A 22,606-nucleotide genomic window follows, 5' to 3' on the forward strand; every position below is an offset into this window, starting at 1 on the left:
TGCCACATTGGATCCTGTAGCCCTGGTTCAGGCGGGCATTGGACCGCTGGCGGTTATTTGATCGTTGACGGAGCGGGCGGCCGGGCGTAAACCTGTGAGCAGGGGATCCGGCCGCCGCTCGAGCAGAATCGCACCGCCATGACAAAACAGATCTACAGGCAACGTCCATCCACTCGCGCCGTGCCGCAGGCCGGCGAGCCCACCTCAGGGCCGCTGACTCCTGAGGAGCTTCAGCTGTCGGCCCGCAACCACTCCATGCCGCTGGAGGCTCTGCGGTACGATGTCACGCCGCCGGGGATGCACTACATCCTGACGCACTTCGATATCCCGGACACCGGCACAAGGCCCTGGCATCTGCGGATCGGCGGTGCGGTGGAACGGGCGATGGAACTCAGCCTTGCCGCCCTCAAAAAGGACCCAGCCATCACCATCCCGGTCACGCTCGAGTGCGCCGGCAACGGCCGCTCGCTGCTGAAGCCCCGCCCGCTCAGCCAGCCTTGGGTCCTTGAGGCGGTAGGCACGGCGGAGTGGACCGGGGTCCCGCTTGCCTATTTACTGGCGAAGGCCGGCGTCCTGGATGAGGCCGTGGAAGTTGTCTTCACCGGTGCCGACGAAGGGATCCAGGGCGGCGTCCGGCAGAAGTACGCCCGCAGCCTGCCCATCCGGGAAGCGCTGCGCCCCGACGTCGTGCTTGCCTATCGGATGAACGGCGCGGACCTCCCGCCGCAGCACGGCTATCCCCTCCGGCTGGTGGTTCCCGGCTGGTACGGCATGACAAGCGTTAAGTGGCTGGAGTCGATTGAGGTGGTGACAGCCCCCTTTACCGGATTCCAGCAGCACCTGGCATACAGGTACCAGGACACCGCGGACGACGCCGGCACACCGGTTTCGCGAATCAGGATCCGTTCCCTGATGATTCCGCCGGGCATCCCCGACTTTTTCACGCGCAGGCGGTCGCTTCCGCCGGGACCTGTGCTGCTGCACGGCAGGGCCTGGTCAGGCGAGGGCGCGGTCACGGGCGTTGAGGTGGGGATCGACGGCGAGTGGCTGCCGGCCCAGCTGGAGAAACCTCCGGGCCCGTTCGCCTGGTGCAAGTGGACTCTGCCATGGGTGGCCGATCCCGGGGAGCATGTGCTGGCCTGCCGTGGCACGGATGCCACCGGGGCTGTCCAGCCGCTGGAACAGAACTGGAACTACCAGGGGCTGAGCAACAACGTGGTGCAGCACGTAAACGCCATCGTGGAGTAAGGGATTCAGAGCACCCCGGCGGGCTTAAACAGATGCGTCGGACACCCCCCAAAAGTGCCCGACGCCTGTCTGCTGTATGCGCCATGCTACGCACGAATTCATTAAAAAGCCATACGGCCGGTATTTTAGTTCATCATGGGTCAAGAACTTGCGAGGGACAAAAACGTGAACGGCCCGCCGCGCCCGTATACTCAGTCGCAGCCATGACCAGCCTTCCTTCCTCCCCTGCCAGTGTTCGAATCGACGCTTGGCTGTGGGCCATCCGCGCCTACAAAACCCGCTCCGCAGCCACTGCCTCCTGCCGCGCCGGCCATGTTCGCCTCAACGGCAGTCCGGCCAAGGCGTCCGCCACCCTGGTCACGGGTGACACCGTGACAGTCCGCATGTCCGGCTACGAACGGACTCTTGAGGTGAGGCGCCTGATTGCCAAGCGCGTTGGGGCAGAGGCGGCTTCCCATTGCTTTACCGATCACACCCCGCCGCGTCCCGTTGCGCCGGCCCTCGGTCTTCCCCAGCGCGACCGCGGCGCAGGGCGGCCAACCAAGAAGGACCGCCGCGATATGGAGCGGCTGCGGGGCCCAGCAACCTAGGCGTTCGGACATCTGGTTTCCGTTTCCTGAACAGCGCCCGGTGCGAACGATGGTCAGTCCTGCCCATCGGCGCGGGCAAGGCTGAAGGCTAGGCTGGTACGGCGGCCGGGGCGGCGTACATCGGAACCGTTGCGGTTGGGGATGGATACTCGGGCCGCCTCAGATCAGGGGGAACCATGGGGACAGCAAAAAAGCCTGCCGTTCGGCGCATCTACGGCGTTTCACGAACGCCGCATCGGGGGCTGGCCGTGGCAGGAATTCTGCTCGGAACCCTGCTGCTTCCTGCCCTGACCGGGTGCCAGCAGACAGAGACACGTCCCGTACTGCCAACGGTGACCGAGCCGCCGTTGAATGTGGTGGAAAGCTCCCAAAAGTATGGACCGGTCATCGACGACATCCGAAGGGCGCTGGAAGATGAGTTTCCAGATATCAGCTGGCGGGCGGGGGATGCGTACTCCATCGGGGAACGGACCGATGGGCAGTGTTCGCTCCGGCTGCCCTCGTTCCGGAGCAACGGTGACGTCGTGGGAGCGTCGGATGAGTTCCAGCGGGTTATGGACACTATCAATCCCGTGTTGGAACCGAACGGCTTCAGCCGCGTCTCAGTTCTGGATGAGGGGTCCAAGGGATGGTGGTCTGTGACGTCGGGCAATGCGCAGGGAGCAAGGGTGCGGATTTTCGGCCGGACGTCGGTCGATTTGACGCTTAGCGTTCCTGTCGAGGCGGGGCCGTGTTCTGACGAGGAGCTTGCGGTGTTGGATCCATGACCGGCCTCGTCCTGAAGTCCGTCCGCCAGCCCGGGAGCGACGCCATCTCGGACCTGCACATTGTGGATGGCGCGGTGAGCCGGATCAGCCGGGGAGGCTTGATTCCGGACGGCACCCGCGTAGTCAGCCTCGATGGGCGTTATGTCATTCCCGGGCTCTGGGATGAACACGTTCACATGGTCCAGTGGGCCCTGCATTCCAACAGGCTCGACCTGGCGGAGGCCCGCTCGGCCCGCGAGGCTGCGGCCGCCGTCGGATCCCACCGCCACGGCGCTCAGTCTTCCGTCACAACCGTGGGCGTGGGCTTCCGCGATGCTCTCTGGCAGGATGTCCCCACCCTCGACATGCTCGACGCCGCCACCGGCAACCAGCCGACCGCCCTGATCAGCCACGACCTGCATTGTATGTGGGTGAACAGCTCGGCCGCGGCCCGGTACGGGGTGGCGGTTGACGGGAGTGGCCTGCTCCGGGAGGAACCGGCTTTCGCGCTAACCCGTGAACTCGGCAAACTGCCGCATGAGGTGGTGGACCGCTGGGTCGCCGATGCGGCAAACGCGGCAGCTGCCCGCGGCATCGTGGGCATCGTTGACTTTGAGATGACCTGGAACCGGGACGCCTGGCTGCGGCGCATCGGCAGCGGCTTCGACGCCTTGCGGGTGGACGCGGGCGTTTATCCGGCGGACCTCGGGCGGGCCCGCAGCGACGGCATGCGCACAGGCCTCGTAGTCGACGGCGGGAATGGACTGCTGCGCGTTGGCCCCCTGAAGGTGCTCATCGATGGCTCGCTCAACACCCGCACCGCCTTCTGCGCGGACCCTTATCCCCACGGCGGCCACGGGCTGCTGACCGTCAGTGAGACGGAGCTGCTGGAGCTCCTGGAGGAGGCGAAAGCGGCAGACTTTGTTCCGGCCGTTCATGCCATCGGTGATGCTGCAAACCGGGTGGCGTTGGACGCCTTTGAACGCGCGGGCTTGGGCGGCCGGATTGAGCACGCCCAGTTTGTCCGGCAGCAGGATCTTCCCCGGTTTGGCCAGCTGGGAGTTACCGCCAGCGTGCAGCCGGCCCATGCCCTCGACGACCGTGACGCTGCCGAGGCAAACTGGCCGGGCCGCACCGAGCGGGCGTTTCCACTGCGGTCCCTCCTGGATTCAGGGGCCGCCTTGGCTCTCGGCTCTGATGCTCCTGTTGCGCCGATCGATCCATGGGGTGCAATGTCGGCCGCCACCACCAGTGCCAGGCAGGACGGCCGTGGGCCCTGGCATCCGGAGCAGGGCATCAGCAGGCGGCAGGCTCTTTCGGCATCGGCGCGGGGCCGTCACAGCATCAGGGTGGGAGATCCGGCGGATCTGGTGGTGCTCGACGCCGATCCGCTCACCGTTCCGGACGGCGTGTTTGCCGCGATGCCTGTTGCGGCCACGCTCCTGTCTGGCAGGTTCACGTACGACGGCGGACTGGCTTAGTTCCGCACGCGGGCCTGCACCAGGTTCGCAAACGGCAACCTGCCAAACTCGGCGACAAAATCCGCGTGAAGCCGGGCTTCAGCGGCGTTCAGTTCCGCTGCAGGCAGCTCTTTCCAGGCGATGAGCAGCGATTCGGCGTGCAGGAGCTGCCATACCAGCCTGCCCTCCCAATGACCCGGCGGTTTCCCTTTCCCGAAATCGAGGAACTCCTGGATTTGGCGACGCAGTCCCCGGTTACCCTTGCTCCCTGGACCGGCTTTGCCGATGTAGAGGACATCCGCATCCTTAATCCATTCGGCGCCCAGGGCTGAAAGTGGCAGCGACGGATTCTTCTTTTTGAAAATCCCGGCAGTGCTTTTCTTGAGAAATTGAGGTTCGAAGCCGTCCGGCCGGAGCACGGCAAAAACGCCGGTCCCCTGCGGCACCCGCATAATCTCCAGCGCGTCCACGGCCCTGAATCCTGAAAATCCGTCAGCCTTGAGTGTTTTCCTGCTGACCATCGTGAGGTTCCTTTTTTAGCCGTGACGGTGCGGTGACGTGGGTCCCCGTTGATATTCTTCCTCAATGGCCCGCTGTGAAGGGACGCTGGTGGTCGGTAATGGAAGATTCTCCCCGCGCACCCTAACGCCCAAAAGCGTAGAGTGGGCTAAGACGCCTGATTCTGGACGCCGTGCTGCTGAGGGAGAGATCGTGACGATTGACTGGGACGAAAAAAAGGCCCTGCTACAGGAACCGAACATCGCGGCGGTAACGCAGCTTTGCGACGAACTGATGGAAAAGAAGCCAGGGTCAATCGTTCCCTACATCGATCCCGTGCATGACGAGGACGAATGCCGGATCGTGAGCCTTCAGGTAAGCCCCGGCAAGGGCACCGAGTCCGGGTTCATCTCCCACTACAACGACGACGAAGCCGCGCGCCGGGCCACCCAGATTTACGAACTCGCAGAGCTTGACCCCCGCTATGTCATGCCATGGAACGCCTACCCTTGGATCCGGGATCCGGACCTTCCCTCAGCACTGAATGTCCAGGAGAAAACAGACGGCCTGCGCCCCTTCCGTCAGTTCCTCAAGATCAACCGCCGCGTCTCCGCCGTCATCGCCCACGGCACGGACGCCTCCACGTTCCTCACCCTCTTCGAGAAGACGTACCACTCGTCGCTGAAGAACAGCGGCATCAAGATCTACAAGGCCAGCGCCCTGGGCGGCCGCGCCTTCGCCGTCTCCGAAGCCAAGCAGGAAGACCTTCTGGCCAAGAGCGTGGAGATCTACCGGGACGCCATGCAGCGGGCCGGAATCCAGCACCTTTAGCCCTCCGCGGTACCTCCCCGATCCAGCAGTACCTCACCTTTCCAGCAGCCTCCGCCGGTGCTTCAGCTCCTTGACCCATGATCTGGTGACCAGATCGGGAAACGGTGAGCCGCCGTCGTCGTTCCCGGCCTCCGCGTTCACGCCGGCGAAGGCCCGGCCCGCCTCCAGGTCCGGAATCAGCGGACCGGACGCCGTCAAGGCGAGCGTCAGCACGTGGGCCGCCGCGCGCTCCGTCAGCCCGAGTTCGGTGGCCCAGCCGAGAAAATGCCGCCGTGAGATCCCGGTGCGTTTCCCGCCCAGCGTCAGCGCCAGTGTTTTGTCCCCATAGACCACTGTGGAGGGGATGTCATAGACGGGCGCGATGGTCCACTCACCCTCCGGATGCTGAACCATGGAGACGTTCTTTGCGTGCAGGTCACCGTTGCCCGTCAGCCAGGCAAAAGCGGCCTGGAGCGCCAGATTGCGGAGCGCCGGGAGGGGCGCGGAGCAGTGGTCAGCCAAGGCGTGGGCCACCTGCCCGTAGCCCACGTTGTATTTGTCCGCGGGGTAAAGCCGAAGCACCTGGGCCCCGTCCTCCACGGCAAGGCGCTGCACATCAGGTCCACGGGCTGCCGGCGCCGCCCCTGCTGCCGGCACCCGGTCGAAGCGTTCCACCAGCAGGCCAGGCCTGCCGGCAACATCGCGGATCAGCCGTACCCTGCTGAGCGGGATCCGCAGCCGCGCCGCATAACGGAACATCACCAGCTCGTTCTCCACCACATGGGGAAATTCGGGGGCGTTGAGTTTGAGGATGAAGCGCTTGCCAGCACTGGCCACCGGCAATGAAATCATCCCGGCGGAGAGCTTGTCCTGCACCCCGGCGAGGGCTACCGGATCGATCAGGTCCGGATCGCCCAGCAGTTCGTCGAAGTCCACAGGCTGCCGGGTGTCCAGCTCTACGGCGTGCTCGTCAGGGTCCAGCGGTTCACCGTGCCCGACGATCTGCACATCTCCCACCGGGTTGGCGCCCGTCGCAATCAGCAGGGAGAGGTCATCATCAATGCTGGTTTTGACGGACCGCCGCAGCGCGTTGAGCCTGCGCCCCTCGGGGAGCAGGCCGGTGAAGTAGGGTGGGGCCGCCCCGGCCGCGGACAGCACCGGCTGCGCCGTGAGCGGCAGCGACGTGGCGACGGCGGGTCCCCCGCCCGCAAGGTACGCGGGCAGGTAGCTGAAGCGCGTGCCGCCGTCGTGCCTCTCGAGCCGGGCAGCCAGCACGCCTGCCTTGCAGATGTCCGCGACGCGGTGCTTCATGGCCTGGATTCACCGTCCGTGGCCTGGCTGGCGACCGAATGGGCCGCCTTGCCGAGCTTGCCGGCCAGCCGGAGTTCCAGCCCAAGCGTTTCAAGTACGGCGGTGAGTGAATCCAGCTGGATGCTTGGTTTTCCCTGCTCCACGAACCGGACGAAGCGCTCGGACACACCCGCCATGTCTGCAAGATCCTGCTGGGTGAGCCCAAGCCGTCCCCGCCGTGTCCGGACCTCTGCTGCCAGGAGGACACTGATGGGTTCTGGCATGATGCTCGGCGCTCCTATAGGTACGATCGTTCCGATTATCAGTGGTGGCTAGAGTCTACGCTCACGCATGCCTAGACGGAAGAGGTGGATCGGAACGAACGTGCCGGTAGCGCTCCGGAAATTCCATCCATCAGTGGCGGACTGGCCGCATCAGCGGGATAATTTAAGTACCCAGGGAAAGAGAATCTGAAGGAACCAGCAGGCATGTTTGCTGCGGCGATCCCGCGCCCGGTGGAGCGCCTCGATGGGTACCTGCCTATCGAGGATCATGGACTCATCGGCGACGGTTCCTCCTGTGCCTTGGTAGGGCGGGACGGTGCAATTTCCTGGCTCTGCCTCCCTGAATTCGACAGTCCGCCTTTCCTGGCAGGCATTCTGGACATGGAGGCCGGCGGGCTCTTTGAGATCACACCCGTGCCTCTGCATTCCTCCGCGCAGCGGTATACGGAGGACTCCTGCGTGCTGGTCACCTCCCTGTTCTCCGATCACGGCATGCTCCAGGTGACGGACTGCCTTACCCTTCGCTCCGGAGCCAATCTTGCGGAGCCCGTCCCGGCCGGCCGGCGTGAGTTGCTCCGCCAGGCCCGGGCGGTGGGAGGCGATGTGCGGGTCCGGGTCCGCCTGACGCCCAAGGTCGGTACGAGCTTTGACAAGCTCGCCGGCGGGTGGCGGTTTGACTGGCCGGTGAACGGCACCTCGGAGGTGTACCTCTGGTCCTCGGTGGAACTCCGGCCTGACGGCCGCGGCCTCTCCGCTGAGTTAACCCTGCGTGCGGGTGAATCAATTACCGTGTCCCTGCACTGGTCCGGGCGCTTCCGGCTGCGTCAGCGGCCGGACGCCAGGGTGCTGATCGACCAGACGGTGCGGGGCTGGCGCCAGTGGGCCTCTGGCCTGGACTGTGAGGGATCCCAGGCCGATCTCATGAAGCGCTCGGCCCTTACGCTGAAGATGCTGGATCACGCAGAGACGGGCGCGATCATGGCCGCCGCCACGTCTTCCCTGCCCGAATGGCCTGGTGCGCCCCGCAACTGGGACTACCGGTACACCTGGGTGCGGGACGCCGCCTTCTCCAACTACGTCTTCCGCCGAATTGGCGATCCCAGCGATGCCGACGTGTTCCTCGCCTGGGTCCTCACCAACGTGGAGCGCGACGGCGAGCCACACGTGATGTACGCCCTGGACGGCTCCCAGCCGCCTGAAGAAGTGGAAGATCCGGTGCTGCACGGCTACCGGGGATCCTCCCCCGTGCGTTGGGGAAACGGTGCCAGGCACCAGGCCCAGCACGATGTCTACGGAGAAATAGTGGACGTTGCGTACCAGTGGTCCAACAGCGGGCAGCCAGTGGACCGCCAGCTTTGGGCTGCCCTGACTCCCATCGTCGAAGCCGCCATCAGGAGCTGGAGGAGCCCGGACAGCGGCCCCTGGGAAGTCAGGAGCACCGGCCGGCCCTTCACCTATTCGGCAGCCATGTGCCATGTGGCCATCGACCGTGCCATCCGCATCGCCCGGCGACACAAGCTGCCGTATCCAAAACGGCGCTGGGAGGCGGCGGCGAGGGAGATTCACAACGCCGCCCTTGGATTGTCCTGGAACGAGGACAGGGGCACCTTCACCGAACACCTGGGCGGCTCCGGAGGGCTTGATGCCACGCTCCTGACGCTCCCCGTCCGGAACGTCATTTCGTTCAGTGACCCCAGGATGGTGGCCACCACCCAAGCCATCGCTGCCAACCTGGACGCAGGCAACGGACTGCTGTTCCGCTATCTCCCATCAGAATCCCCGGACGGCCTGCCGGGCGGCGAAGGCGCATTCCTCCTGTGCAGCTTCTGGCTGGTAGACAACATGGCAGGGCAAGGACGTGTGGATGAGGCCCACGAACTCTACGAATCCCTGTGCAAGCGGGCGAACCCGCTGGGACTGTTTCCCGAGCAGATCCACCCTGACACCGGAGAGTTCCTGGGGAACTTTCCGCAGGCCTTCAGCCATGTGGGCGTGCTGGCCAGCGGCCTGCGGCTCCTCAAAGCCCAACAGCGCCGGCGCAGCGCTGAGGCCTCGTGAAGCAGCATCTGACACGAGGTCCGGCCCAGTGCAGGGACCCCTGATCTGACCCGCAGATCAAAGCCTCCGCTCTTTCGATAACCCCCGGATGTTGACAGCGCCTGTGACCCGTGCCATATTTTAAGCGTGAACCTGTCAGACAGCCGGACAGCAGGACAGCCTGCCGAGTCCTCAGCCAGCCAGCCAGCCGCCCAAGGGCTGCAAGGGGGAATGGCCCAGCCATTGGCCCGGCTCAGTGCTGCCGAAGCAGTGTTCAATGCCATCCGCGCCGACATCGAGTCAGGCAAGGTGCCCGTTGGTGGCAAACTCAGCTCTGAAGCCACGCTTTCGCAGCAATATGGCGTAAGCCGCTCCGTCATCAGGGAAGCCTTGCGCTCCTGCACCGCCTTGGGCCTCACCGTGACCAAAACAGGCAAGGGCACCTTTGTGGTGGCCAACAAGGTGGCCAACGACCTCACGCTGGGACAGTACTCCGCCCGGGACCTCAACGAAGCCCGCCCTCACATCGAAGTTCCGGCTGCAGGGCTGGCGGCCCAGCGCCGCACGGATGAAGAACTGGAGACCCTCCGGCACATCGTGGCAGCAATGTCCACGGAAACCGATCCCGAATCATGGGTGGCCCTGGACTCCAGCTTCCATGCCGCCATAGCGTTCGCCAGCCGCAACAAGGTTTTTGCCAGTGTGGTCGCAGAAATCAGGGGCGCCCTGGCCTTCCAGTCCGAAACCCTGAACATGGTGGCTGACCGCCAGCACGCCTCAGACGCGGAGCACCAGAAGATTCTCGCTGCCATCGAAGCCGGCTCTGCCGAAGAGGCAAGCGCCGCCATGGCCGAGCACCTGTACGCAGTGGGCCTTGCCCTCGATTCCATCCTGAACAAGTAACCGTTACCCCAAGGACCCCATGCCAACCCCTGCATTTTCCGCTGCCCAGAAGGCTGCCCGCACCGAAGTCGGGGCCCTCGACGTGACTGGCCCGGTGACCGCCGCGACCGCTGACGTGGCACCGGCAGCCCATGATCTGCCGCAGCATGCCGCCCTGGCGGTTGCCGTCCGCGACGGCCTGGTGGAAAGCGTGCACTACGGCTCGGTCATTGCCACCGCTCCGGATGGTTCGATCCTTGCGGCGGCCGGCGATCCCCTCCGCCCGTTCTATCCGCGTTCCTCGCTCAAGCCGCTGCAGGCCGTAGCCATGGTCCGGGCCGGGCTGGAACTCCCGGCCGATCTGCTGGCCCTCGCTGCCGCCAGCCACTCCGGTGCTGCTAAGCACCGCGACGGCGCCCTGCGGATCCTGGAACAGCACGGCCTCACGGCCAGCGACCTGGAAAACAGCACCGACCTTCCCTACGGCATCAGTGAACGCGAAGAATGGCTTCGTTCGGGAGGGCGGGCAACCCAGCTGGCCCAGAATTGCTCCGGCAAGCACGCCGCCATGGCAGCCACGTGCGTCATCAACGGCTGGCCTGTGCGCGGCTACCTTGAGCCGTCCCACCCGCTGCAGCAGTTCGTGGCCCAAACCATTATCGAGTTGACGGGCGAGCAGCCGTTCGCCTACAGCACGGACGGCTGCGGCACCCCGCTCCTGGCCTTAACACTCCCCGGCATGGCGCGCGCCTTCGGCCGGATCGGCCGGGCCAGCGCCCCTGCAGGCACCACAAGCGCCGCTGCGGGCAACACGAAGACCGTCACATCCGACGACGGCGGGACACTGCCGCTGACGGCAGAAGCCGCCGTTGGCCGTGCCATCCAGCTGCACCCGGACATGGTGGCCGGCGACCACCGGGACGTCACCGAACTGATGCACCTGCTGCCCGGTACCGTGGCCAAGGACGGCTTTGAAGGGATTCAGCTGGTGGGCCTGCCCGACGGCCGCGCCGTAGCCGTGAAGATCGCCGACGGCGCCGACCGCGCCCGGATGCCCGTCACCGTGCGCGTCCTCAAGGCGCTGGGTGAGGACACCGCGTCCCTCGCCGGCATTGCCAGTGCCCCCGTGTTGGGTGGAGGCCGCCAGGTAGGGCGGCTGCTGTCCACTGACTTTTTGTCCACGCCCGTCAAAGAAGCCGCGTGAGGACCCCCATGACCACCCCCGATACCAGTGACGCCATCAAGGCCGCAGCCTCAACAAAGGCAGCGGACGGGATGGCGGCAACCTCCGCTACCGGCTTTGCCACACCCCCCGGTGTTGGCAAGAAAGTGTCTACGCGTTCTGAGCATGATCTGCTTGGTGACCGGGACGTCCCGGCGGAGGCTTACTGGGGCGTGCATACCCTGCGCGCGGTGGAAAATTTCCCCATCACCGGCCAGCCGCTGTCCTCGAACATGCACCTGGTCCGCGGCCTGGCCGCGGTCAAACAGGCCGCGGCCCGCACCAACCTCGAACTCGGCCTCCTGGACCCCGAACGCGCCGCCGCGATCGAACAGGCCTGCACCGACGTGATGAACGGCCACTACGCAGACCAGTTCGTCGTGGACGTCATCCAGGGCGGCGCCGGGACCTCCTCAAACATGAACGCCAACGAGGTCATCGCCAACCGGGCCCTGCAAATCCTCGGCCACGCCAAAGGCGAATACACCCGCCTGCACCCCAACGACCACGTCAACCTCTCCCAGTCCACCAACGACGTCTACCCCACCGCCGTGAAACTGGGCACCATCTTCGCCGTCAAGGAACTCCTCGCCGCGCTCGAAGAACTCGAAGAAGCCTTCGCCGCCAAAGCCCTGGAATTCCGCACCGTCGTCAAAATGGGCCGCACCCAACTCCAGGACGCCGTGCCCATGACCCTGGGCCAGGAATTCGGCACCTACGCCATCACCATCGGCGAAGACCGGCTCCGGCTCGCCGAAGCAAACCTGCTCATCCACGAAATCAACCTCGGCGCCACCGCCATCGGCACCGGCCTGAACGCCCCCGCCGGCTACACCGAAGCCGCCTGCCGCCACCTCGCCCAAATCACCGGCCTGCCCCTGGTCACCGCGCCGGACCTGATCGAAGCCACCCAGGACGTCGGCGCGTTCGTCCACCTCTCCGGCGTCCTCAAACGCGTCGCCGTGAAACTCTCCAAAACCTGCAACGACCTGCGCCTGCTCTCCTCCGGCCCGCGCGCCGGCTTCGGCGAAATCAACCTCCCCGCCGTCCAGTCCGGCTCCTCCATCATGCCCGGCAAGATCAACCCCGTCATCCCGGAAGTAGTCTCCCAGGTCGCCTACGAAGTGATCGGCAACGACGTCACCATCACCATGGCCGCCGAAGCCGGGCAACTCCAACTCAACGCCTTCGAACCCATCATCGTCCACAGCCTCCACAAGAGCATCTCCCACCTCCAGGCAGCCTGCACCACCCTCACCGCACGCTGCATCCGAGGCATCACCGCCAACACTGAACACCTGCGCCTGACCGTCCAACAATCCATCGGCCTGGTCACCGCACTGAACCCGCACCTGGGCTACACCACGGCCACCGCCATCGCCCAGGAAGCACTCGCCACCGGCAAAGGCGTCGCCGAACTCGTCCTCGAACACGGACTGCTCACCGACGCGCAGCTCCAGGAACTCCTCAGCCCCGAACGCCTGGCAAACCTCACCAAACGCGCCACCCAGCAATAACAGCAAGAGCACTAATAAAAGCCCCACCTGATAGTCCCCACCCCAAGAGAAAAAGGACTCCCGTGACACAGCCCCCAGTGGCCGCCCAGCAAAAAGCGGCCATCTCCGACCACACCATTCCAGCGCACGCCCACGCCTCCGAAGCAACCCTGCATCTGGAGGACGAGGGCTACCACAAGGGCCTTAAGCCCCGCCAGGTCCAGATGATCGCGATCGGCGGCGCCATCGGCACCGGCCTGTTCATGGGTGCCGGCGGCCGCCTTGCCTCCGCAGGCCCCGCCCTGATCATCAGCTACGCAGTCTGTGGCTTCTTCGCCTTTATGATCCTCCGGGCCCTGGGCGAACTGGTCATGCACCGGCCGTCCTCCGGTTCCTTCGTGTCATATGCCCGCGAATTCTTCGGTGAGAAGGCAGCGTTCGTCACCGGCTGGCTCTACTGGCTTAACTGGGCGATGACGGCGATTGTGGACATCACCGCCGTCGCGCTTTACATGAACTTTTTCAAGAAGTACGTACCGGCCATCGCAGATGTGCAGCAGTGGATTTGGGCGCTGCTGGCCCTCGTTCTGGTCCTCGGCCTGAACCTGGTTTCCGTCAAGGTGTTCGGCGAGCTTGAGTTCTGGTTCGCCCTCATCAAGGTGGTTGCCCTGGTGAGCTTCCTGATCATTGGCATCTACTTCGTCATCTTTGGCACTCCGGTGGAGGGCCAGGAAGTTGGCTTCACGCTGATCGCCGACAACGGCGGCATGTTCCCGAATGGCCTGCTGCCGGCCATTGTGGTGATGCAGGGTGTGCTGTTCGCCTACGCCTCCATCGAGCTGATCGGTACCGCCGCCGGTGAAACCGAGAACCCGGAAAAGATCATGCCGAAGGCCATCAACACTGTGGTCCTGCGTATCGCTGTGTTCTACGTCGGTTCCCTGATCCTGCTTTCGCTGCTGCTCCCGTTCACGGCCTACAAGGCCGGCGAAAGCCCGTTTGTCACCTTCTTCGGCTCCATCGGCGTGGAGGGCATTGACGCGATCATGAACCTCGTGGTGCTCACGGCGGCGCTGTCTTCGCTGAACGCCGGGCTGTACTCCACGGGACGCATCATGCGCTCCATGTCGCTGGCCGGCTCGGCCCCGAAGTTCGCCGGACGCATGAACAAGGCCGGTGTCCCCTACGGCGGCATCGCGCTGACCGCAGTGGTGGCTGTCCTTGGTGTGGTCCTGAATGCGATCGTTCCGGCGGAAGCGTTCGAGATTGTCCTGAACGTCGCCTCGCTGGGCATCATCAGCACCTGGGCCATGATCGTCCTGTGCCAGATGCAGCTGGCCAAGCTCGCCAAGCGTGGAGAGGTACTGCGTCCGGCCTTCCGGATGCCCGGCGCCCCGGTGACCGGCTGGCTTACGCTCGCATTCCTTGCCGCGGTGCTGGTCATGATGGCCTTCGACTCCCCGGCCGGAACCTGGACTGTCGCTTCACTGGTGGTCATCATTCCGGCCCTGATGCTCGGCTGGTACCTCTGCCGCGACCGCGTCCTGGAAATCGCCAAGGTCCGCGACGGCCACACTGGGCCGTACCCCCTGGTGGCTAATCGTCCGGCTCCCGGTACCCGCAAGGACGGCAAATAACACCTGCCATACCCACCGCAGGCAACGCCCGACGGCGGCACCCGGGTTCTGTTTTCACGGAACCCAGGTGCCGCCGTCGCGGTTTCTGCTAAACATCAGATGTATGGCCGCTAAGATGGAGCCATGGCAGTCACTGATGAAGCGATCGGCAAGATCAAGGACATGCTCCTTCGGGGCGAACTCAAGGCCGGCGACCGCCTGCCCCCGGAGAAGGAGCTCAGCGACCGGCTGGGCCTCTCCCGGAGCTCCCTGCGCGAGGCAGTCAAGGCATTGGAGCTCATCAAGGTGCTGGACGTCAGGCGCGGGGACGGCACCTATGTCACCAGCCTGGACGCGAAGCTGCTCAACGAGGCCGTGGCTTTTGTGGTGGAACTTCATCAGGACAAGTCCATCCTTGAGCTCTTCGAGGTCCGACGTATTCTCGAACCCGCCACCGCTTTTATCGCCACCGGCAAGATCGGGGCCGGCGAACTCCTTGAACTGAGCGCCACCATGGAGGGCATCGACGAGAACACCGACGTGGAGGAACTGGTCGCCCATGACCTGGAGTTCCACCGCATCATCAGCAGGGCCGCGGGCAACGCGTATTTGGAAAGCCTGCTGGATGCCCTGTCCGGCAGCACGGTGCGGGCCCGCATCTGGCGCGGGCTCACGCAGGACCGCGCAGTTGCGCACACCCTTGCCGAACACAAGGCCATTGCCGATGCCCTTGAACGCGGCGACGCGGAACTTGTCAGGGCGCTTGTAACCGTCCACATCAGCGGCGTCGAGAGCTGGCTGAGGCAGGCACTCTAAAGAGGGAACAGAAAAGGCCCGCTGCGTCAGCAGCGGGCCTTTCCCATCCCATCAGACTGCGCCAGCCCGGCAGGATGCTGCCGGGCTGGCTGGCTGGTTGGCAGGACCTACTGGTAGAGGTTCGGTTTGATCTTCTCCGAGTCAATGTTCGTGGCGTCGTACCAGTAGAACCCGGTATCCACCACCTTCTCCAGCTTGTCGCCCTTGATCGCGGCTACCGCAGCCTTCACGGTTTCATAGCCGATTCCCACCGGGTTCTGCGTCACGGCACCTGCCATTAGACCGGACCGGATGGCGTCGATCTGGGCTTTGCCCGAATCGAAGCCGACAATGGTCAGCTTGCCTTTGAGGCCAAGTTCCTCCACAGCCTTGACCACGCCGATGGCCGAACCCTCATTGGTGCCGTACATGCCCTTCAGGTTGGGGTTGGCCGTCACAATGGCCTTGGCCGCATCCGCGGAGAGGAGCTGATCGCCGCCGGCATACTGGATGGCCACGATCTTGACGTCCGGGTGGTTCTTCTCGATGTATTCCTTGAAGCCGTCCCGCCTGTCCGTACCCGACTTGGAGGTCTGGTCGTGGCCGATGATGGCGATCTCGCCCTTGCCGCCAATGAGCTCGGCCAGGTGTTTGGCGGCCTCCGCAGCGGCAGCCTTGTTGTCCGTGGATGCCGTGGTGACGGGAATGTCCGAGTCCACGCCGGAGTCGAAGGCAACCACCGGGATGTTCTTGCCCTTGGCCTGTTCCAGCAGCGGCGTGGCTGCCTGTGAGTCGAGGGCAGCAAAACCGATGGCGGCCGGTGATTTGCCCAGGGCCGTGGTCAACATCTGGATCTGCTGGTCCACGTCCTTCTCGGTGTTGGGACCCTCGAAGCTGACTTCGACGTCGAACTCCTTGGCAGCCTGGTCAGCGCCCTGCTTCACGGCCTGCCAGAACTGGTGCTGGAACCCCTTGGAAACGATGGCGATGTACGGCTTGGCTCCGCCGGCGGCCGTTCCGGCCGGCGTTCCTGCCGGTGCCTCGCAGCCGGCGATTGCCACCACGCCCAGAGCCAGGCCGGACAAGGTGAGGAAACTGCGGCGGTCAAAAGTGGGCTTGTTCATTCGTGAAAACTCCGTTGTTTTTTGATGGGGAATGGAGATGGTTGGGATGGTGCGTTGCCGGGGGATGCCGTCCGGCGGCGGCGGGAGGCGCTACGTGGCGGCCTCCTTCCGGCGAAGCATGTCCAGGTAGACGGCCACCAGGATCACGACGCCAATGGCCACGTTCTGCCACTCCTGCGGCACCGAAATGACCCGCAGGCCATTGGTGAGGACGGACATGATGAGGGCACCGATCACCGTTCCCACGATGGAGCCCTTGCCTCCGGCCAGGGAGGTTCCACCGATCACGACGGCGGCAATCGCCTGCAGCTCATATCCCATGCCCTGTCCGGGCTGCGCCGAGTTAAGCCGGGCAGCGATGATCACGCCGGCCAGCCCGGTGAAGGCGCCCGCGGCGGTGTAGATCCAGAGCTTCCAGCTGCGCACATTAATGCCGGACAGTGCCGTGGCCTCCTCGTTGGACCCGATGGAGAAGGTGTAGCGGCCCAGGAGGGTCTTGCTCATCACCACGCCCGCTATGGTGGCAACGGCGAAGAAGATGAAGACAGCGTTCGGAATCACCAGTCCGACGATCGGTTTACCGAGGGCGAGGTTGGAAAAGCCTTCGGTCCCGGTGAAGTAGATGGGCTTGGTTCCCGAGACCACCAGAGCCATGCCCTGGGCCACCAGCATGGTTGCCAGGGTGGCGATGAAGGGCGGGATTTTCAGGAACGAGATGAGGAAGCCGTTCACTGCCCCGATCAGCGCACCCATCAGGATGCCGCCCACCACCCCGGCCCACAGCGGCAGGCCCAGGTAGGTCAGCACCACGCCCACCATCACTGAGCACAGACTCATTCCCGTGCCCACCGAAAGGTCGATGCCGCCCGTGATGATGACGAACGTGGCGCCAAGCGCCAGCAGTCCGATGACAACGGTGGAGAGGAGGATGTCCGAGAGGTTGCCGGGCAGCAGGAACCGCGAATTCATGGCTCCAAAGAAGACCACCAGGACAATCAGCGAGCCGAAGGCCAAGAGCTGCTGCAGGGAGGAGCGAAGCCGCAGGCTAAGGCCGTTTCCCCGCGTGGGCTGGGACTTCGCCGTCAGCACCTTGGATTCTTTCGGTGTGGGGGTTTGTACGATGCTCATGAGGTTGGTGCTCCTGTGGTGATGGAGACCCGCCGGGTGGCAAGTTCCATGATGTTTTCCTGGGTGGCTTCGGCGTTGGTGAGGAAGCCGGTGATTCGCCCTTCGCACATGACGGCGATCCGATGGGACAGGCGCAGGACTTCGGGGAGTTCCGAGGAGATCATGATGATCGCCTTGCCCTCAGCTGCGAGCTCGTTCAGCAGTTTGTAGATTTCGTCCTTGGCGCCCACGTCAATGCCGCGGGTGGGTTCGTCAAAGATGAGGATGTCGCAGTCCTTGACGAGCCATTTGGCGATGACCACCTTCTGCTGGTTGCCGCCGGAAAGATTCCGGGCCAGCTGCTTGATGGACGGCGTCTTGATCCGAAGCTTCCGCGAGTATTCGTCGGCCGTGCGGCGCAGGGACCCGTCATTGATGAATCCCGCCGTCGAATTTTTTGCCAGCGAGGAGAGCATGATGTTCTCCTTGACGTCGCGTTCCAGCAGAAGGCCAAGGTGCTTCCGGTCCTCGGAGAGGTAGCCGATTCCCAGCTTCGCCGCGGCCGCCGGGTTAGGGATCCGTTCGTCGGCCCCGTTTACCTGCAGCTGCCGGAAGCTGGCCTTGTCCGCGCCCACCAGTGCCCTGGCAACCTCCGTCCGGCCGGCGCCCATCAGACCGGCGAACCCAAGGATTTCGCCCCGGTGCAGCTCAAAGCTGACGTCCTTCAGCAGGGACGGAGTGGACAGCCCGGCAACAGCCAGTACGACGTCGTCCGCGCCGTGTGCTTCTTCGGCGGCCGGCCGCTGTTCGCCGGAGATGGAACGGCCCACCATCAGCGAGATGACCTCCCGCATGGTGCTCGCTGCGGTATCCACAGTGTCCACATATTCGCCGTCGCGGATAACGGTGATGCGCTGGGAAATCTGCTTGAGTTCATCCATACGGTGCGAAATGTAGATGACGCCGGTGTCAGCCGAAACGAAGCCGCGAATCAGTTCGTGCAGGGTGGCCACCTCGGCATCATTGAGGGCGGCGGTGGGCTCGTCCATGATGATCACCTTGGAGTCGTGGCTCAATGCCTTGGCGATCTCCACCATCTGCTGCTTGGCCACTGTCAGGTCCCCGCAGCGCTCCCTGGGGTCCAGCTTGAGGCTCATCCGGTCAAACAGGTCCTGGGTTTTCCGGTTGAGGGCGCGCTCGCTGAGGATTCCATAGCGCCGGGGCTCGCGGCCGATGTAGATGTTCTGGGCCACTGTCAGGTCCGGCATCAGGTTGAACTCCTGATGGATGATGCTGATACCCAGCTCCTGGGCGTGCTTTGGTCCGGCCGGCGTGAAGGCCACACCGTTGAGTTCGAAGGTTCCCTGGTCGGGAACGTAGATGCCGGAGAGCAGCTTCATCAGCGTTGACTTGCCCGCACCGTTTTCGCCTACCAGCGCCAGCACTTCACCGTGCCGAAGGTCCAGCTGCATGTTGTGCAAAGCCCTGACCCCGGGGAATGTCTTGCCCACCCCATGCACGGACAACAGCGTTGTTTGATCCGCGGTCATGCTCTCACCCCTTCTTCCTTGCTTGTAGTTGCCGCTTCCGGCATGTCTTCTGTGTGCTGCGGCCCGTAGATGCGCTGCGCCGTGGCTTCAAGGAAGGCGTGCCGACCCGCAGCATCCAGCTCCTCGGTCAGCTCCAACAGCACATCCAACGTGCGCTGGTACGGCGCCCCGAGCGTGCTGACCGGCCAGTCCATCCCGATCATGAGCCTTTGAGGCCCAAAGCTTGCCAAGGCCTCTTCCCAAACCGGCCGCAAAGCCGGGGCTGAATATTCCGTCCCTGGTATGTACAGGCCGGATACCTTTGCCACTGTGTTGGGCAACCCGGCCAGGGCCCGGAACTCCCGGCGCCAGCGGTCCAGCCCGTCATCTGCTGCCCCTGCGTCAGGCCCGGCGGTGGCCCCGAGCGGCGGCTTACCCAGGTGATCCAGCACAACTGTCAGCTCCGGAAGGTCGCAGGCAAGATCGGCGGCCCGGCCCAGATGCCGGGGAAAGGCATCCGGAATGTCCAGCGCCAGGCCCCTGGCCGCCACCAGCCGCAAAGACTCGCGGACCTCTGGCAGCTCCAGGAAGTTGTCCCGTGGATCGTCATGGATCAGGTGGCGGACGCCCCGGAACTTCGGGTTCCGGGCAAACCGTTCCAGCGCAGCTGCTGCCTGCTCCGGGTGTTCCAAAGGAATCCAGCCGACGACAGCGAGGACCCAGTCGTTCCGGTCAGCAACGGCGAGCATGGATTCCGTGTCGGCAAGGGTGTCGTCAGCCTGCACCAGTACCGCGGCGCTGACTCCGGCGTCGGCGATGGTCTGTTGGGCCTCCGCTTCCCCAAAGCTGCGGAAGAGCGCTCCGTGCTGGGGTCCCAGCCACGAATAGGGGCGGGCGGCGCCGTCCTGTTCCAAGGCGTCCTGTTCCGAGGATCGGCCGGCGTCTGGCAGCCCTTTTGCAGGCTGGTCCCCTGACTGCAGGTCCCATAAGTGGAGGTGCGAGTCGATCATGACGGGATCAGCTCCTGCCGCAAGAGCTCCGCCCAAAGTTCGCCGGGAACCTCTTCAGCCATCCGAGCCGCGTTATCCCGGATCTGGTCAGGGGACGTTGCCCCCACTGTCACATTGACCACGGCGGGGTGGCGCAGTCCGAACTGCAGGGCCGCCGTCGGAAGTTCCACACCAAAGCGTGCGCAGATGCCGGCGAGCTGGCGTGCGCGCTCAATCTTCGCGTGGGGCGCCTGCCCGTAGTTATAGTGCGCGTCATCAGGCACGTCCTGCCGCGCCAGCAGTCCGGAATTGTAGGCTCCAACATTTACCACTCCTGTACCCTTTTCCACGCAGCGCTCCAGCAGCGGAACCTGCGGCTGCTCCAGCAGCGTGTAGCGTCCGGCCAGCATCACCAGGTCCAGGCTGGCCGCCTCGACGCATTCCAGCGCTGCCTCCGCCGAGTTGATCCCCACGCCGATGGCGCGGACCAGCCCTTCGGAGCGCAATTTCTCCAGCGCGGGCAATCCGTCGCGGATGCCGGCGGCGAGATCATGGACATCGGCGTCGTGCAGGTACGCAATGTCCACGTGGTCAAGGCCGAGGCGCTCGAGCGACTCCTCCAGGCTTTGCCGGATACCCTGTTCGGAAAAGTCCCAGATGCGCCTGCTGACGGCGGGCACGTCGAAGCCTTCGGGGTCGCGCGGCACATCCTGAGCAGTACGGATGTCGGGCGGCGTATCACCCGTCAGAACGCCCTGGTGTGGGACCAGGAGGCGTCCCACCTTGGTGGACAGCACAAATTCATGCCTCGGCTTTCCCTGAAGCACCCGGCCCAGCCGGCGCTCCGACAGGCCCAGTCCGTAGTGGGGGGCCGTGTCGAAGTACCTGATGCCGGCATCCCACGCCGCTTCAACAATGGCGGTGGCCCTGCTGTCCGGCATGGCGCGGTAGAGGTTGCCGATTCCCGCTCCCCCGAAGCCCAGCGAGCCAAGGCGCAGTGGCGCGCTCACGGCAGCTCCCAAACGAGCGGGATGCCGGAGTCTTGTCCGCTGTAATCGTCCTGTACTTCCAGGAGCTCGGCCATCCGCGCCTGCCAGGGGACGTTCGCTGGATGCTGGGCGAGTTCGCGGCGCATGCGCTTGTAGTCCTCCACTTCCACCAGGTGGATCAGCTCGCGGCCGCTGCGCCAGATCCGCCAATTAACGACGCCGGCTCCCTTCAGGGCTGCCACGAGCTCGGCCGGTATGGCGTCATGGGCGTCCGCATATGCCTCGGCGGCACCCGCCTTCAGCCTGGTGTGCAGGACGATGGTCTCAGGCATCAGCTGCGGCTTCTTTGAGGGGGAATTCCGGCACCAGCTCGAAACTGCCGTCAGCAGCTGATGTGGCGCTCCATTCCACGCCGTCCGGGTAACTGTAGGCAGCCAGAGTATTCCGGTGCATCTCCGCGCCGGCGCCTGGTGCTGACGGTGGCCAGTAACAGCCATCGTGAACGTCCACGGGGGTGATGAAATGCTCGTGGAGGTGGTCAACGAATTCAATCATACGGCCGTCTTTATCCGCCGAGACAGCAATGAAATCGAACATGGACAGATGCTGGACTGCTTCACAGAGGCCAACTCCGCCGGCATGGGGGCAAACCCGGACACCGAACTTTGCGGCGAGCAGCAGGATCGCGATGTTCTCGTTCACACCACCTACGCGGGCAGCGTCGATCTGGAGCACTTCCAGGGATTGCGCCTGCAGCAGCTGCTTGAACATCACCCGGTTGTGGACGTGCTCCCCGGTAGCCACGGGAATGGGCGCGACGCCCCGGGCAATGGCGGCGTGGCCCAGGATGTCGTCCGGGCTGGTGGGTTCTTCAATCCAGGCGATGTCGTAGGGTGCCAGGTGCCCCATCCATTCAATCGCGTCCTGCACATCCCAGCGCTGGTTGGCGTCGACGGCGATCTTGATGTTTGGTCCCACCGCTTCACGGGCTACACGAACACGGCGGAGGTCGTCCTCCAGCGAAGCGCCAACCTTCAGCTTGATCTGGCCGAAGCCATCCGCCACGGCCTCCTTGGCCAGCCGCGTCAGCTTCTGGTCGCTGTACCCGAGCCAGCCTGGCGTTGTGGTGTAGCCGGCGTAGCCTTCCGCGAGGAGGCGGGCGCGGCGCTCAGCCCGCCCCGGCTCGGCCTTACGGAGGATCTCCAGTGCCTCCTCGGGGGTGAGCGCGTCACTCAGGTAACGGAAATCAACCAGCGCCACGATCTCCTCAGGGCTAAGACCCGCCAGCAAATCCCAGAGCGGCAGCCCGGCGCGCTTGGCTTTCAGGTCCCACAGTGCGTTGATCACGGCGCCAATCGCCATGTGCATCACACCTTTTTCCGGGCCCAGCCACCGCAGCTGGGAATCGTGGGCCAGCAGCTTCCACGTGGTTCCCATGTCAGCCAGCAGCTCTTCAGCGTTCTTGCCAAGGATGTGCGGACGAAGGGCATCAATCGCGGCCGCCTCCACCTCATTTCCGCGTCCAATGGTGAAGACGAATCCGTGGCCTTCGTGCCCGTCTCCGGCATCGGTGCCGATGATCAGGTAGGCAGCCGAGTAATCGGGGTCCGGGTTCATGGCGTCGGAACCGTCGAGGTCCCTGGACGTGGGAAAGCGGATGTCAAAGGTCTCTACCGCGGTAATGATGCTCACAATGCTCCTCGTGTGCAGCCGTTGGAAGGGCCGCTTGCTGGCCGGCCCGGCAAATGATGACGCTCCCGGGCCTGAAATCTGAGATCAACCTAAACATCGGATGTTTCACTTGTCAATGGGCTGGTTTTGCGTACTATTAGGAAAACGGTTGAAGCAAAGCTCGGATGTTAGCTTGCTGCAGCTCCAGGAAATCGAAGGAAAC

General features: G+C 64.4%; 21 protein-coding genes. 11 read left to right on the forward strand and 10 right to left on the reverse strand.

The features are described 5' to 3' along the window. The first annotated feature begins 138 nt into the window (after positions 1-138). From F8G81_RS22375 to F8G81_RS22390, 4 genes are all read left to right on the forward strand, one after another. Complete coding sequence (locus F8G81_RS22375; protein ID WP_267276808.1) at positions 139-1,248, forward strand: sulfite oxidase; 1,110 nt, start codon at positions 139-141, stop codon at positions 1,246-1,248. A 203-nt stretch (positions 1,249-1,451) separates the two neighbouring features. After that, complete coding sequence (locus F8G81_RS22380; protein WP_267276809.1) at positions 1,452-1,838, forward strand: RNA-binding S4 domain-containing protein; 387 nt, start codon at positions 1,452-1,454, stop codon at positions 1,836-1,838. Positions 1,839-2,014: 176 nt separating this feature from the next. Continuing rightward, entirely contained in the window at positions 2,015-2,605 is a 591-nt protein-coding gene (locus tag F8G81_RS22385) for a hypothetical protein (protein ID WP_267276810.1), read from the forward strand. After that, on the forward strand, positions 2,602-4,065 hold the full coding sequence (locus tag F8G81_RS22390; RefSeq protein ID WP_267276811.1) for an amidohydrolase: 1,464 nt from the start codon (positions 2,602-2,604) through the stop codon (positions 4,063-4,065). Before F8G81_RS22385 ends, F8G81_RS22390 begins: the two co-directional genes overlap by 4 nt. Here F8G81_RS22390 and F8G81_RS22395 read toward each other — a convergent pair. Further along, on the reverse strand, positions 4,062-4,565 hold the full coding sequence (locus F8G81_RS22395; RefSeq protein ID WP_267276812.1) for a hypothetical protein: 504 nt from the start codon (positions 4,563-4,565) through the stop codon (positions 4,062-4,064). The genes F8G81_RS22390 and F8G81_RS22395 overlap by 4 nt on opposite strands. A 190-nt stretch (positions 4,566-4,755) precedes the next feature. On the opposite strand from F8G81_RS22395, the gene F8G81_RS22400 reads away from it, so the two are divergent. Further along, a complete protein-coding gene (locus tag F8G81_RS22400; protein WP_267276813.1) occupies positions 4,756-5,373 on the forward strand; it encodes a uracil-DNA glycosylase in 618 nt (205 codons plus the stop codon). A gap of 33 nt (positions 5,374-5,406) precedes the next feature. Here F8G81_RS22400 and F8G81_RS22405 read toward each other — a convergent pair whose 3' ends face one another. Together F8G81_RS22405 and F8G81_RS22410 are read right to left on the reverse strand one after the other, a co-directional pair. After that, on the reverse strand, positions 5,407-6,663 hold the full coding sequence (locus F8G81_RS22405; RefSeq protein WP_267276814.1) for a type II toxin-antitoxin system HipA family toxin: 1,257 nt from the start codon (positions 6,661-6,663) through the stop codon (positions 5,407-5,409). Next, positions 6,660-6,926 (reverse strand): helix-turn-helix transcriptional regulator, encoded by a 267-nt coding sequence (locus tag F8G81_RS22410; protein WP_267276815.1) that lies wholly within the window; start codon positions 6,924-6,926, stop codon positions 6,660-6,662. The genes F8G81_RS22405 and F8G81_RS22410 overlap by 4 nt, the downstream gene beginning before the upstream one ends. A gap of 204 nt (positions 6,927-7,130) precedes the next feature. Here F8G81_RS22410 and F8G81_RS22415 point away from each other — a divergent pair, with 204 nt between their 5' ends. From F8G81_RS22415 to F8G81_RS22440, 6 genes are all read left to right on the forward strand, one after another. Then, a complete protein-coding gene (locus tag F8G81_RS22415) occupies positions 7,131-8,984 on the forward strand; it encodes a glycoside hydrolase family 15 protein (protein WP_267276816.1) in 1,854 nt (617 codons plus the stop codon). Between the two features lie 126 nt (positions 8,985-9,110). Next, positions 9,111-9,866 (forward strand): FadR/GntR family transcriptional regulator, encoded by a 756-nt coding sequence (locus F8G81_RS22420; RefSeq protein ID WP_416377077.1) that lies wholly within the window; start codon positions 9,111-9,113, stop codon positions 9,864-9,866. Between the two features lie 19 nt (positions 9,867-9,885). Beyond that, positions 9,886-11,049: an asparaginase gene (locus tag F8G81_RS22425; RefSeq protein ID WP_267276817.1), complete on the forward strand. Its 1,164-nt coding sequence runs from the start codon at positions 9,886-9,888 to the stop codon at positions 11,047-11,049. Positions 11,050-11,120: 71 nt separating this feature from the next. Then, positions 11,121-12,584, forward strand: coding sequence for an aspartate ammonia-lyase (locus F8G81_RS22430; RefSeq protein WP_267279331.1), 1,464 nt, complete (start codon positions 11,121-11,123; stop codon positions 12,582-12,584). Between the two features lie 101 nt (positions 12,585-12,685). After that, complete coding sequence (locus F8G81_RS22435) at positions 12,686-14,200, forward strand: amino acid permease (protein ID WP_267279332.1); 1,515 nt, start codon at positions 12,686-12,688, stop codon at positions 14,198-14,200. 123 nt (positions 14,201-14,323) lie between these two features. Continuing rightward, positions 14,324-14,995: a FadR/GntR family transcriptional regulator gene (locus F8G81_RS22440; RefSeq protein WP_267276818.1), complete on the forward strand. Its 672-nt coding sequence runs from the start codon at positions 14,324-14,326 to the stop codon at positions 14,993-14,995. A gap of 107 nt (positions 14,996-15,102) precedes the next feature. On the opposite strand, the gene F8G81_RS22445 is transcribed toward F8G81_RS22440, so the two are convergent. The 7 genes from F8G81_RS22445 to F8G81_RS22475 all read right to left on the reverse strand — a co-directional run bounded on the left by F8G81_RS22445 (position 15,103) and on the right by F8G81_RS22475 (position 22,404). Next, entirely contained in the window at positions 15,103-16,098 is a 996-nt protein-coding gene (locus F8G81_RS22445; RefSeq protein WP_267276819.1) for an ABC transporter substrate-binding protein, read from the reverse strand. A 90-nt stretch (positions 16,099-16,188) separates the two neighbouring features. Beyond that, positions 16,189-17,226, reverse strand: a complete 1,038-nt coding sequence (locus F8G81_RS22450) for an ABC transporter permease (protein ID WP_267276820.1) — start codon at positions 17,224-17,226, stop codon at positions 16,189-16,191. Then, positions 17,223-18,755, reverse strand: a complete 1,533-nt coding sequence (locus F8G81_RS22455; RefSeq protein WP_267276821.1) for a sugar ABC transporter ATP-binding protein — start codon at positions 18,753-18,755, stop codon at positions 17,223-17,225. The genes F8G81_RS22450 and F8G81_RS22455 overlap by 4 nt, the downstream gene beginning before the upstream one ends. Beyond that, positions 18,752-19,744 carry an amidohydrolase family protein gene (locus F8G81_RS22460; protein WP_267276822.1) on the reverse strand — a complete coding sequence of 331 codons (993 nt, stop codon included), beginning with the start codon at positions 19,742-19,744 and terminating at the stop codon, positions 18,752-18,754. The genes F8G81_RS22455 and F8G81_RS22460 overlap by 4 nt, the downstream gene beginning before the upstream one ends. Beyond that, positions 19,741-20,733 carry an aldo/keto reductase gene (locus tag F8G81_RS22465; RefSeq protein WP_267276823.1) on the reverse strand — a complete coding sequence of 331 codons (993 nt, stop codon included), beginning with the start codon at positions 20,731-20,733 and terminating at the stop codon, positions 19,741-19,743. The genes F8G81_RS22460 and F8G81_RS22465 overlap by 4 nt, the downstream gene beginning before the upstream one ends. Continuing rightward, positions 20,730-21,044, reverse strand: a complete 315-nt coding sequence (locus F8G81_RS22470; protein WP_267276824.1) for an L-rhamnose mutarotase — start codon at positions 21,042-21,044, stop codon at positions 20,730-20,732. The genes F8G81_RS22465 and F8G81_RS22470 overlap by 4 nt, the downstream gene beginning before the upstream one ends. Further along, positions 21,037-22,404: an L-fuconate dehydratase gene (locus F8G81_RS22475; RefSeq protein WP_267276825.1), complete on the reverse strand. Its 1,368-nt coding sequence runs from the start codon at positions 22,402-22,404 to the stop codon at positions 21,037-21,039. The genes F8G81_RS22470 and F8G81_RS22475 overlap by 8 nt, the downstream gene beginning before the upstream one ends. Positions 22,405-22,606 lie beyond the last annotated feature (202 nt).

It is taken from the genome of Arthrobacter sp. CDRTa11 (assembly GCF_026427775.1).
GTDB lineage: Bacteria > Actinomycetota > Actinomycetes > Actinomycetales > Micrococcaceae > Arthrobacter.